Here is a 12,511-nt window from a genome sequence, read left to right on the forward strand (position 1 = left end):
TCACCGAAATCACCGAGAGGTGGTGCTCGGGGGTCGGAAGAAGAGGACCAACTGCCCGATACCGCCGGCCAACCCGAGTCCGGCCGCGATGGCCAGCCCACCCCACCCCGACAGCCAACCGACATCCGGGAACAGCAGGTGATCGAGGCTGTAGCGGCCGGGTCCGGTACCGGCGATGGCCACCGCGGCGACCGCGAGCACCAGGTTGTACTCCCAACCCTCCTTGACGATGAAGAAGCCGTTGTGACGGTGCACGGTCCAGGCGGCGACGAGCATCAGCGCGACGAACCCCGCGGCCGGGACGGGGGTCAGCAGGCCCAGCGCCAAGCCGAGGCCTGCGGCGATCTCGGTACTGGCGGCAACCCGGGCATGGAACAGGCCCGGCTTCATGCCGATGCTGTCGAACCAGCCGGCCGTACCAGGGATCCGGCCGCCGCCGAAGAACTTGTTGTACCCGTGGGCGGCCATGGTCAGGCCGAGGACGACCCGCAGGACCAACAGCGCAACATCGTGAGGAGCTTCAGCCACCTGACGGAATCTAGGCCATCTGTCAGGTCGCTGCCCATCCCGGCGTCCACATTGCGGACCGCGGCGAAATCTAAGCCGGTGATCGATGCTGTATGAACGGTGAAACGCGTAGTGTTCGGACGCATGAATCCGCGAGCGGGCCGATGAGAATGGAGCCGCAATTCCAGTATCCGAGCTGTCCGCTCAGAACACTGGTGTATGCGACCGGGCGCAGCATATCGCCGGGCGCGCGATGACCGATATCGTCAGGTCGGCACCGGAGATCGGCTATCTGAGTCCCCAGTCGTTTGCCGAACTCGGCATCTCGCAGACCGTCATCGCCGGTGGCACGGTCTACGTGTCCGGTATCGCACCGCTGACACCCGAATTCGACGTGGTCGGTCCGGATCTCGCCGAGCAACTCCGTTTCGTGCTCGACGTGCTCGATCGCTCGCTCGTCGCCGCGGGCACCGACCGGACCCGCCTGGTCGCCTGGACCATCTATGCCCGTGACCTGACCGCGCTGTCGGGATGTCTTCCCATTCTGCGGGATTGGGTCGGGGAACACCGGCCCACCAGCACCTGGATCGGTGCGGCCGGGTTCATCCACCCCGCACAGCTGATCGAGCTCACCGCCACCGCGGTGATCTGAGGAGCCGCAGCCGTCATCAGCGCGGGTGCGTCTCCACAAATCTAGGAGAATGCGGAGCCCAACCGCTCCAAGTACTCGTCGACGTCGCCGACCGCCGACTCGGCGGCGAACACACTGACCGCGATGGTGTCACCGACGCCGGTCACACAGTGGGTCAATCCGACCATGGGCGACAACCCGGGGAACGCCGCCGCCATCCGCACCGGCCTCCCCCCGAAGGCGAAATCCGCCGGGCCACAGTTGACACTGGAGACGACGGTGTTCCCGGTCACCGCAGCCGGGCGCACCGACGGATCGAACTGGCTCACACCCCACCGCAGCAGGGGCGCCGGGGTGGCCGCGAAGGCGCGATCGGAGGCACGCATCGCCGGATGCGCGGCGCGGGCGCGGCGGTCGGCGAGTTCACCGGCAATCGCCGCTCGGCGTTGGGGCACAACCAGATCCGGATGCAGGCCGACGCCGACGGTGCCGAAATGGTTATAGGCCCGGCGCGGGCCCGGTTTGGCCATCGTGACCTCCGCCCCCAACGTGGACGTGTCCTCCCCCAGTGCGGACAAGTGCGCGGCCAGCGCCGCCGAGATGGCCGACAACGCGGCGACCGTCACCGTCGACCCTGCCAGCTTTGCGCGATCGAACACCAGCGCGCGCATGCTGCGCAGGCCTGTCGGACTGGCGTTGGTGCGCAACGGCGGTCGCGTCGCAGCCGGAGCAGGCACGCGGCCCATCTCGCTGTCGCGCAACAACTCCCGGTGCGCCCTTGCCGCCTCGATGCTGCGCCACACCAACAGCGCCGGATGACCGTACCTGGGTCGGATCGGCTCCACGACGGCGCGCCTGCCGAACATCACCGCGGCCGGAGCACAGGTCCGCCCGCCCCCGCCGAGGGCATGGGTGATCTGCAGTACCGCAACGGTTGCCGGCCCGGCGATACCGGGAACGCCGACGACACCGACGAAAAGGTGGATCCGCCAAGGCATCACCCGCGCATCGAGTTGACCGTCGACCAGCGCCACCACGGCCGACAGGCAGTCGGCCCAGCCGCCGGCCGGGTGGGTGGCGATGCACTCCCGCCCCACCGCGGCGGGCACCCACTCCGGGTAATGCAACCGGGACTCGTCGTGCACACGGCGCGTGAGATCGACCGAGGTACGCGCAGCGACGATCAGCTCGGCGATGGCCGCGTCGAGATCGTCGGGCACACCGTCGAAGGCATAGAGCAGGAAGGTGTCGTTGGGAATCTTGGCCGACAGCCAGAACATCTGGGCGTCGACCGCGGTCAACCTATCGGTGGCCACTTCCGATGAACTCCAGGATGTGGTGCGCGGTGGCCTCGGACTGATCGAGCTGCAGGAAATGCCCGCCGCCGCCGACGACCTGCGCGGAGCTTCCCGGTGGCAGCACCCGACGTACCCACTCGGTGTAATCGGCTGAGGCACAACCGTCATCGCTGCCGTGCAGATACAACGTCGGCAACAGCGGCGCCTGCAACCAGTGCCGCTGCAATTCGGCGTAGCGGACCGGCGGCCGCGAGTTGCGCACCATCGCCCGGTAGTAGCCCAGCGCCGCCCGCCAGTTCGCCGGCGCACCGATGGCGCGCAGAACCTGGCCGACATCCTCGGCACCGTCATATCCCGGAGACCAGTCGCGCCACAGTCGCGGGACCACCCGCTCGGCGACCCGCTCGGGCAGCCACGGCAATTGGAAGAACAGGATGTACCAGCTGCGGCGCAGCTGCCGGGGCAGGCGTGCCATGAGCCGGCCGGCATCGGCAAGACCGGTGCGCGAGCGGAATGCCGCCGAGGGCGGTACCGACATGATGGCAGCCTTCACGAACGGACCGTCCGGCATGGCCGCCAACCCGGTGGCCGCCATCGCACCCCAGTCGTGCCCGATGATGACATCGCGACCGGTCGGTCCGGCGGCGTCGAGTACCCGCAGCGCGTCATCCATCAACGCGCCGACGTGATAACTGTCCAGCGCCGAGAGCGAGGACGGTGCGTAGCCGCGCATGAACGGGGCCACCACCCGCCAGCCCGCATCGGCCAGCCGCGGCGCCACCTCGCGCCAGCCGTGGGCGGTATCGGGGAAACCGTGCAGACAGACCGCCACCGGCGCCGCCGCGTCGGTCCAGTCACCCCAGGTAAGCGCGCGCAGCGTGACATCGTCGGTGACGATGTCCAGGGGCCCCGCCGTCACGCGCTAGACCGGATCGAAGCCGGAGATGAGCCAGCGGTCGCCGTGCTTCTCCATGGTCACCCGCACGCTGGAGGCGGTATCGGTCGGGGCGTCACCGCCGACCACGACGGTCTGATTGACGAAGACGATCACCACCGCCTTGTTCGGATCCGCGGACACCGAGGCGGCCGCGGGAACCGTCGCCACCGCCGAGATCTGCTTCTCCTTGGCACCGGGAATGACCACATCGGTGGTCAGGTCGGTGTAGGCGTTGGCGAAATCTCCGGTCAACAGGGAGCGGGCATCGGTCAGTTGCTGCTCGACGGTGTCGGGCTGATACGACAGCAGCGCCACGGTGCTGTCCTTGGCCACCTGGACCGATTCGATGCGGGCGAGATCACCGTCGCGTACCGAGTTGTCCTGCCACTTCAGGAATCCGGCGACCAAGCCGAGGATGAGCGCCAGACCGGGCAGGATGCCGTAGGCGAGTACGCGTCCCCACCGGGTCCCCTGGGCGGCGGATACGCCGGTGGATTCGTCAGCGGCTTCGGTGCTCTCCGGGCTCTCGGGGCTCTCCGGGCTCTCCGGGCTCTCCGGGCTGTCGGTCGACGCGACGGTCTCGTCGAGCTCGACCGCGGTGGACTCCACGTCCGGAGTGTCGGATTCGGGCTTGTTCTCGGTCACGGCACGAACTCCACGTTGGACACCTTCACCTGATCATCGCCGACGTCCTGCACGGTGACACGCATCCGCCACAGTCGGGGTTGTTGTTCGGCGGCACCGGCATTGGAGGTCTGCACGGTCACCGCGACCAGCACACGGGCCTCCGTGTCGGTGTCGGACTCGAGTCCGGCCTCGGTGACCGAACCCACCGATTTCGACTGTGCCTGCTTGACCACGTCGACGAACGGCGCGGCACGCTGTTCGAAATCATCGTAGAAAGATCCGGTCGCCGAATCGAGAATGCGCTGGACATCGCCCTCGGCATGTTCCCAGTCGATGGTGGTCAGGTTGATCGCACCCTGCCTGCCGACCTGCAGGAACAGCTCACGCTTGGCTTCCAGCTTCTGGGACTCGTAGGTCCGGAATCCCAGCCAGCCGACCAGACCGGCAAGGGCGAGCACCACGACGAGTCCGAGGACGGTCGCCAACCGCAGGTGTGATCCGCTGTCGGCCGTCGCGGCCTTCTCCGCCGCGTCGAAGTCTTCAGCACCCTCGGGATCCTGCGAGCCCTCCGGATCCTCCGATACCGCAGCCTCCTGGACACCCTCTGCCGACTCGGTGTCCTCGGCTTTCGCTGCGGTCTCTGCTGCGGACTCGCTCACCGCCCCGGTGGGGGTAGCAGCATCGTCTGCCATGTTTGCTCCTCATTCGCGGTGCTGCCCAGATTGGACTGGGTGTACACCTTGCCGTCCGGTCCAACGTACGTGCCGCTCGCCGGATCATATTCGGCGGCCGCGACGGCGGGCGGTTCCGGTGCCGGGGCCGGCACCGTCTCCGCCGGTTGCTGGCCCGGACGCAATTGGGGAACGGCCTGACCGGACAGGGTGGCGTTGGGGTCACCCTTCCAGTTGTTGCCGTCGTTGAGCGGGACGTAGGTCTCGTCACTCTCGCACATGGCCACCGTGGGCGCCCGCTTGCCCGGGACGGTGATACACGGCAGGTTGCGGGCACCACGAACGTTGTTCGGCGAATCCTGCGGGATGCGGCAGTAGAGATCGCCGGCCGGTCGGTCGGGATAGTCCTCCAGTGCCGCGACCCGTTGCTGCTGAGCAGGCAGGAAGCCGGTGGTGCACGCCGGCGGCAGGTTCAGGTTCAGGTTGAAGTTCAGGTACGCGCCCTTGTAGTCCTGCTTGGTGTTGCGGTTGGCCGTACCGGTGGCCTGGGTGGTCGCGGTGCCCTGCGGCAACAGCACCAGCAGCTGCTCCAGCGCGGGCTGGTAGGCGATGGCCACCTCGTTGATGTTGACCAGGTTGGCCAGCACGATCGGCAGTGTCGGCTGCAACCGGTCGAGCAGCGCGCGCACCTCCTCGGCCGCGCCCGGTCCTTGCTGCAGGATCGAACGCACCGCGCCGTCGTGATCGCGCAGCTCGGCGGTGACGGTCGCCAGGTTGGACGCCCACGCCCTGATCGAGCCCGCGGTGTCGGTCTGGCTGTCCAGCACGGGCTTGGACTGATCGATCAGCGCGGTCAGCGGGTCCAGGTTGGCGCGGGCGTCGATGGCAAGCGCGGTGGAACCCTTCACCAGGCGGTTGAGGTCCGGTCCCAACCCGCCGACGGCCAGGTACGCCTCGTCGACGGCGGTGCGCAGGTTGTCGCCGGGGATCGCCTGCAACCCACGGTTGGTGGCATCGAGCAGCGTGTTGACGTCCATCGGCACCGTGGTGCGGTCCAGCGGGATGACATCCCCGTCGCGCAGGTCCGGCCCATCGGAGGTGCGCGGCAGCAGTTCGACGAACAGTTCGCCGACGGCCGTCTGACTGTGCACCGCGGCGTCCAGGTCCGCCGGGATGGCCACGCCGGACTCCAGGGAGAGCACCGCCTCGACGGTGCCGCGCTCGGTCAGGCCCACCTTCTCGACGCGGCCCACCTGCGAACCGCGGTAGGTGACATTGCTGCGCTCGTAGAGGCCGCCGGTCTCGGGCAGCTCAAGGGTGACGCGGTAGTGGCCGGCGCCGAACAACAGGTTGGGCAGCCGCATGTAACTGAACGCCATGATGCCGATGGCGACGATGGAGATGGCGATGAAGACCGCCACCTGAATCAGGATCCTCCTGGTCAGCACCATGTCATCGCCCCTGATCCCATCGGTACGGCGCCACAAGGGGATTCACCGCGGTGTACGGGCTGGGCAGCTGCCCGATCGTGCGACCCCATTGCATCTCCAGCTCGGTGAGATCGCCCTCCCACCGGGTCCCGGTGAACAGGCCCTGGTCCATCCGGCTCAGGGTCAGGTCGACCACCAGGGTGAGGTTGGCGTAGTCGCCGCGCATCCAGTTGGTGATCGTTTCCTTGGGGAACGGGTAGGTGGTGAGGAAGCTCAGTCCCCTGGTCATGGCGGGACCGGCATTGGCCAGCGATTCCAGCGTGGGCCCAAGGGCTTTCAACTCGGCGACGAGCGCATCGCGGGTCTGGTTGGTCGAGTCGGCGGCCAGCGCGCTGAACCTGCCGAGCTGCACCAGCGCCTCGGCGAGGATCTCGCGTTGATCCTTGAGCACCTCGACGGCCTGGGGCAGGGTCTGCAACGCCTTGTCCACCACCGGCTTCTGCTCGGCGACCTGACCGACCAGCGAGTTCAGGCTCTCGGCGGCGGCGATGATATCGCCCTTCTGGTCGTTGTTGTAGGCGATGAATCGGTCCAGCTGTTCGATCAGGCTGCGCAGGTCGGCCTCGCGGCCGGTGAACGCCTGACTGAACGCCGCGGTGATGTCCTGGACATTGCCGAGCCCACCGCCGTTGAGCAGCAACGAGATTGCCGCCAGCGTCTGCTCGGTGGTCGGGTAGGCACCACTGGACGCCAGCGGGATCACCGCGCCGGCCTGCAGGCGGCCCTGTGCGTCGGATGGGGCCGCGAGCTCGATGTGCTGTGATCCGAGCAGGCTGGTCTGGCCGAGCGTGGCGGTCGCGTTCGCGGGCAGCACCACGTCACCGTTGAGGCTCATGGTGACCAGCGCGTGCCAACCCTGTCGTTCGATACCGGTCACGTTGCCGACCGTCACATCCCCGACCCGCACCCGTGAGTTCGGGGAGAGGTGGTCGATATCGGGCATCTGGGCCTGGATGGTGTACGAGCCCGGCCCGCGTCCCTCCACACCGGGTAGGGCCACCGAATTCAGGCCCTTCCACTGGCACCCGGTGGCGGCCGCCGCGACGATCAGCAGCGAACCGAGTATCCGTGTCCTCACAAGCCGGGTCCTCACAAGCCGGGTCCTCATGAGCCGGGTCCTGTCGGCACCATCAGTCCGGGCAGCCCGGCGGCCGGGTTGGTCGGCTGTGCGAGTTCGGCGGCCAGCCGCGGGCCGGGCATCGGCGCCGCCGGACTGTTCGGATCCACCGGCGCGGGCGGTGGCGGCGGACCGGCGGGCGGGATGTAATCCGGTCGCAGCCAATCCTCGCTCCAGGTCAGCTCATTGGGCCGTGCCGAGGCGGTGACACCGAGGTTCTGGCCGATCGGCAGGAAGTTGTACTGCCGGTTCTTCACGATCGGCGCCAGGTACTGCACGCAGAGCTTGGAGGACTGCTCGGCGTTGAGTCGGGAGGCGGCCTGCACCGCGCCGCACAGGAAGCTGATCGGATTGGCGAAGTTGTTGATCACCGGGACGCTGGACACCGCGCCCTGAGCCGGTTGGTAGATGTTGATGTAGTTCTGGAAGCTTGTCGGTGCGACGTGCAGGAACTGTTTGAGATCGCCGAGACTCTCGTTCAGTGCCGTGGTCACCCCGGCGAGCTTGTCCGATGTGGTGCCCAGCGTTTCACGGTTGTCGGCCACGAAATTCTGCACCAGGCCGACGGTCTCGGAGAGATCCTGGACCGCATTGCCCACCTCGGTGGGATTGTCGGCCAGCGTGCCGGTCACCGAAGCCAGGTTCTGGTTGAGCGAGCGCATCACATCGGTGCTGTCCTGCAGCGCCGAGACCAGGATCGACAGGTTCTTCACCGTGGCGAACACATCGGTGCTGTGATCGCCGACCGCCGAGATCGCCTGGGACAGCTTGACCAGGGTGGCGCGGATATCGGCGCCCTGACCGCGCAGGTTGTCCGCCGCAGTGTTGATGAACGCCCCCAGCTCGCTGACGCCGCCGGGTTCGGTGGGCTGCAGTGTCTCGGTGATGCGGTGCAGTTGCTCACGGACATCGTCGTATTCGACGGGGACCACGGTGCGGTCCTGGCTGATGACGGCATTGTCCTGCAGGACCGGCCCCTCGGAGTAGGTCGGGGTCAGCTGAATGGCACGTGAGGTCACCAGCATCGGCGACAGGATGGCCGCGTTGACGTTCTCGGGCACCTTGTGGCTGCCGTCGTACCAGAACGAGATCTTGACCCGTTCCGGTTCCGGCTCGATCTTCTCGATCCGGCCGACCGGTACGCCGAGGATGACCACGTCGTCACCGACGAAGATGCCGTTGCTGCTGTCGAAGTAGGCGACCACGTTGACGCGGTGGAGCGTCTCGGCGGTGCGCACCACGAGGTAGACACCGGCGCCGAGGATCGCGACCAGGGCCAGGGCCAGTGTGATGCGCACGGCGTTGTGCCGGGACGGAGCCGAAGATGACGTCACTGGCCTGCTCCCGGTTGTGCGCCGGACCCGTGCGTGACGGGCTCGCCGGGTGCGGGGACGAGCACCGGCCCCGGCGGGGTCGGGGTGGAGGCGATGCCCGGCGGGGCGATCGCGGGCGGACCCGGTGGCGGGCCGCCGGGCGGCGGTGCCGGCAGCGGCTCGCGGTACGGATAGCACCCGGTGGGTCCGGGCAGCGGGATTCCCGGTGGACCACAACCCTGATCGCCCGGGTTGCCGGTGATGGCATCGGGCAGGGTCAGGCGCGGTTCACCGCCCTGTCCGGTGCGCGGGTAGGGGTTCGGCATGGCCGGGGTACCCGGCTGGCCGACCTGCGGGTCGGTGCGCTCCGAAGGCAGCAGGACATTGGGGTCGAGGCCCAGGTCAGAGAATGCGGCGTCGATGAACGGCTGCACGAACTGGCCGGGCAGCAGGTTGGCCACATAGGACTTGAAGAACGGTCCGCCCGAGACGGATTCACCGAGGGACATCGCATAGTCCCCGATCAGCTTCAGCGAGCGCTGCAACCGTTGCTTGCGGTTGTCCAGGATGGTCAGCACCCCGTTGAGCTTTTCCAGCGCCGGCTTCATGGTCTCGTCGTTCTCGGCGATGAAGCCCTGCAGTTGGCGGCTCAGCGCCGAGATGTTGCCCGAGATGGCATCCAGGGCGGCCGTCTGGGTGCGCAGTTCGGCGAGCAACGCGTTGCTGCTGCGGACCAACGTGACGATCTGCGCACTGCGCTCGGCGAGCACGGTGGTGGCCTTGTTGGCATTGCCCAGCAGGCTGCGCAGTTCGGCATCACGCTCGTTGAGCGTCTCGGAGAACCGGGACACACCGGCGATGGCGACGCGCAACTCCGGTGGGGTGTCGGCGAAGGTCTCCGAGAGCACGCGCAGCGAGTCGGAGAGCTGGTCGGTGTTCAGACCGCTGATGGTCGAGGCCAGATCACCCAGGGCGTCGGGCAGTTGATAGGCCGGGGTGGTGCGGTCCATCGGGATGGTGCCGTCCTGCCGGCCGTCCCCGCGCGGTGTCACCTCAAGGTATTTCGTGCCGAGCAGGCTCTTGGTCTTGACCGCGGCCTCACTGCGATCACCGATGCGCACATCGTTGTCGATCTTGAACGTGACCAGCACCTGCTGGCCTTGCAGTTCGACACCCGAGACCTGCCCGACCCGCATACCGGAGACCTGCACGGTCGCGCCCTCGCGGATTCCGCCGGCCTCGGCGAAATATGCCGAATAGTTGCGGCCACCATTGAGGAAGGGCAGCTTGTCGTAGTTCAGGGCACCCAGGATGATGGCGGCCAGCACCGTCAAACCGATTGCGCCGACCACCAATTGGTTGCGCTCTGCGAACGATTTCATCGCGGCGTGCACCTCCCGGTGCTCTGCCCCGCCGCCTTCACATAGACCGGCTGACCACCCTTACCGTTGAGCTTGAGCACGATATCGCACAGGTAGAAGCTGAAGAAGTCACCGTAGATGCCTTGACGGGCCAGCGCCTGGTAGGCGTCGGGCAGGGTGTTGATCAGGTTGTCGAAGTAGTCCGCGTCGGCGACGACGATTCCCGCCGCCCTGTCGGTTTCGGTGATGGTCTTGGACAACGGCGGCCGGGCCTGCTCCAGCAGGTCGGCGATACTGCCCGCCGCGGCGCTGACATAGGCGACACCGTTGGCGATATCGGTGCGGCGCTGTGCGAGCCCGTCGACCAGCTGGCTCAGCCCGTCGACACCCTTGGCGAACTGCTCGTTCTGGTCGCCCAGCGAACCCATCACGGTGTTGAGGTTGACGATGACCTCTCCGATCAGTTGATCGCGGTCGGCCAGCGTGTTGGTCAACGCGGCGGTCTGATTGAGAAACGATCCGATGGTGGCGCCCTGGCCCTGCAACGCACTGATCAGCGTGCCCGACAACGCGTTGATCTGGTCGGGCTGAAGGGCTTTGAACAGCGGCCGGAAACCGCCGATGAGCGCGTCGAGATCCAGCGCGGGTGCGGTGCGGGCCAGCGGGATCGTCGAACCGGGTTGCAGTCGCTCGGTGTCGCCCGCGCCCTCCTGCAGACCGAGGTAACGTCCGCCGATCAGATCGTCGTAACGGATGACGGCGCGGGTGCCCTTGGTCATCACCACCGACGAGTCGGCGCTGAAGTTGACCAGCACGGTGCCGTCGTCGCGGATCTGCATATCGCCGACCTTGCCGACCTCCACACCGGCGATGCGGACGAAGTCACCGGGCTCCATGCCGCTGACATTGGTGAACTCGGCTTTGTAACCCTGTTCGGTCTCCCCGAAGCGCAGCTGCGAGAAGATCGCGAACAGCCCGAAGACACCCAGCAGACACACTGCCAGGAAGATGGTGAGCCGCCAGATGGCGCCTCCCAAGTTGTCTTTCATGACTGACTACGTCTCCTCTGGTGCGGGTCGGGGTTTCAGGACGGCGGGCCGGGTGCGGCCGGTACCGGTAGCGGTTGCGGGGGCAACGGCGTCGGCTGAACGCCGGGGTTGGTCACGATGAACGGTTCCGAACCCGGCCGGGGACCGGGGTCGCGCGGAGCGCCCGGCGGCGGGGCGGGCGGCAGCCCCGGCCACAGCGGCGTGCCGTCGGGGGCGTAGAGCTGTGCGCCGTAGGCCGGGGCGCCCGGGTACGGGATCGGTCCGATTGCCGGGCCGCCGAAGGTGTTCCGGATGCTGGGCGGTTCGGGAACCGCACGGGTGACGGGCAACCAGTTTCCGTAGAACGGGAAGGAGATGCCCGGGTTGGGCCGCCAGTCCAGACCGCTGCCGAAGCCGGTGTTGGTGACCAGTTGTCGCACCGGCCAGTTCTGGTCGACGTTGGGCAGCGAGCCACATCCCGGCTTGCCGCCGGGTCCGCCCTTCGCCCCGACGATCGGGAGATGACGCGGATAGGAGTACGGATCGTCGCCGAGCATCAGCGCGGTATCCAGGATGAACGATTTTCCGTTACCACCGGTGGCGTCGTAGCCGCCGTGGTCGAGCAGGTACTTCGCCCCGGTCAGCAGGCAGGTGTAGGACGGGCTGTACTTGAACAACAGGTCCGTTGTCGGCTGCAGGGTGTTGATCGCCTTGATCAGATTCTGCTGATTCGGTGCCAGCAGTTCGATTCCGGTGTTGGACAACCCGGTGGTGGCCAACAGCAGTGCATCGAGCTGCCGGGAGTTCTCGCTGATGGTGACCGCGGTGGTGCTCGCGGCGTCCAGGGTGGCCAGGATGTCTTGTGCGGCATCACCGTAGGCGGCGCTGAAGCCCTGCAGCGCCTGCCAGTCGGCCCGGATGGTGTCACTGCGGTCGTTGAGCGCGATCAGCACCTGGTTGGCATCGGTGGTGGCGCGGCCGATGACCTCGCCGCGGCCCCGCACCCCCTCGGCCAGTGCCGCAAGCGCACTGTTGAGTTTGGCGGTGTCCACCTGGTCGAGCACGCCGACGAGGTTCTCGAAGACGGTGTTGACCTCGGTGGTGACATTCTGCGACACCAGCACCTGACCGGCGCTCAGCCGTGCGGTATCCGGATCGGGCGGGTACACCAGGTCGACGAATTTGGCGCCGAAGATCGTGGTGGACCGGATCCTGGCCTCGACATTGGCCGGGATGAAACGGATCTGGTCGGGATCGATATCCAGGCGCAGCTTCACCGGCGACGCGCTCTCGGTGTCGCCGCCGCTGATGGCGGCGACCTTGCCGACCTGGACGCCGCGCAGCTTGACCTTGGCGTTGGTCTCCATGACCAGACCCGAGCGATCCGAGGTCAGCGTCACCGGGACGGTGCTGCGCAGGCTTCCGGTGAACAGCGAGAAGGACAACCAGATGGCGGCGATGACGAACACCACCAGCAGCAGCGTGAACCAGCCCGGTGCGATCCCTGAGTTACGTTTCGTGGCTGCCATGG

General features: G+C 67.3%; 12 protein-coding genes. 1 reads left to right on the plus strand and 11 read right to left on the minus strand.

Annotation, left to right across the window (positions count from 1 at the left end; translation table 11 throughout):
• Positions 1-9: 9 nt before the first annotated feature.
• The gene (locus FBY28_RS07295; RefSeq protein WP_141865493.1) at positions 10-528 is read right to left on the minus strand and encodes a DoxX family protein; all 519 of its coding nucleotides are present in this window, start codon (positions 526-528) and stop codon (positions 10-12) included.
• Positions 529-760: 232 nt separating this feature from the next.
• Between FBY28_RS07295 and FBY28_RS07300 the strand changes: the two genes are divergently transcribed.
• On the plus strand, positions 761-1,159 hold the full coding sequence (locus FBY28_RS07300; RefSeq protein WP_141865495.1) for a RidA family protein: 399 nt from the start codon (positions 761-763) through the stop codon (positions 1,157-1,159).
• Between the two features lie 41 nt (positions 1,160-1,200).
• Here FBY28_RS07300 and FBY28_RS07305 read toward each other — a convergent pair whose 3' ends face one another.
• From FBY28_RS07305 to FBY28_RS07350, 10 genes are read right to left on the minus strand one after another with little or no spacing between them, the layout of a single operon-like run.
• Positions 1,201-2,454 carry a WS/DGAT domain-containing protein gene (locus FBY28_RS07305; RefSeq protein WP_141865497.1) on the minus strand — a complete coding sequence of 418 codons (1,254 nt, stop codon included), beginning with the start codon at positions 2,452-2,454 and terminating at the stop codon, positions 1,201-1,203.
• A complete protein-coding gene (locus tag FBY28_RS07310) occupies positions 2,441-3,355 on the minus strand; it encodes an alpha/beta fold hydrolase (protein WP_141865499.1) in 915 nt (304 codons plus the stop codon). Before FBY28_RS07310 ends, FBY28_RS07305 begins: the two co-directional genes overlap by 14 nt.
• 3 nt (positions 3,356-3,358) lie before the next feature.
• Positions 3,359-4,018, minus strand: a complete 660-nt coding sequence (locus FBY28_RS07315) for a hypothetical protein (protein ID WP_141865501.1) — start codon at positions 4,016-4,018, stop codon at positions 3,359-3,361.
• Positions 4,015-4,692 (minus strand): Rv1363c family protein, encoded by a 678-nt coding sequence (locus FBY28_RS07320; protein ID WP_174241560.1) that lies wholly within the window; start codon positions 4,690-4,692, stop codon positions 4,015-4,017. Before FBY28_RS07320 ends, FBY28_RS07315 begins: the two co-directional genes overlap by 4 nt.
• Positions 4,656-6,122: an MCE family protein gene (locus tag FBY28_RS07325; protein ID WP_141865503.1), complete on the minus strand. Its 1,467-nt coding sequence runs from the start codon at positions 6,120-6,122 to the stop codon at positions 4,656-4,658. Before FBY28_RS07325 ends, FBY28_RS07320 begins: the two co-directional genes overlap by 37 nt.
• Before the next feature lies 1 nt (position 6,123).
• On the minus strand, positions 6,124-7,239 hold the full coding sequence (locus FBY28_RS07330) for an MCE family protein (RefSeq protein WP_141865505.1): 1,116 nt from the start codon (positions 7,237-7,239) through the stop codon (positions 6,124-6,126).
• A gap of 26 nt (positions 7,240-7,265) precedes the next feature.
• Complete coding sequence (locus FBY28_RS07335) at positions 7,266-8,612, minus strand: MCE family protein (protein ID WP_216847546.1); 1,347 nt, start codon at positions 8,610-8,612, stop codon at positions 7,266-7,268.
• Positions 8,609-9,973, minus strand: a complete 1,365-nt coding sequence (locus FBY28_RS07340) for an MCE family protein (protein WP_141865507.1) — start codon at positions 9,971-9,973, stop codon at positions 8,609-8,611. Before FBY28_RS07340 ends, FBY28_RS07335 begins: the two co-directional genes overlap by 4 nt.
• Entirely contained in the window at positions 9,970-11,001 is a 1,032-nt protein-coding gene (locus FBY28_RS07345) for a virulence factor Mce family protein (RefSeq protein WP_141865509.1), read from the minus strand. The genes FBY28_RS07340 and FBY28_RS07345 overlap by 4 nt, the downstream gene beginning before the upstream one ends.
• Positions 11,002-11,036: 35 nt before the next feature.
• The gene (locus FBY28_RS07350; RefSeq protein ID WP_141865511.1) at positions 11,037-12,509 is read right to left on the minus strand and encodes an MCE family protein; all 1,473 of its coding nucleotides are present in this window, start codon (positions 12,507-12,509) and stop codon (positions 11,037-11,039) included.
• Between the last annotated feature and the right edge of the window lie 2 nt (positions 12,510-12,511).

Origin of the sequence: Arthrobacter sp. SLBN-53 (genome assembly GCF_006715585.1) — a bacterium.
GTDB classification, from domain to species: domain Bacteria; phylum Actinomycetota; class Actinomycetes; order Mycobacteriales; family Mycobacteriaceae; genus Mycobacterium; species Mycobacterium neoaurum_A.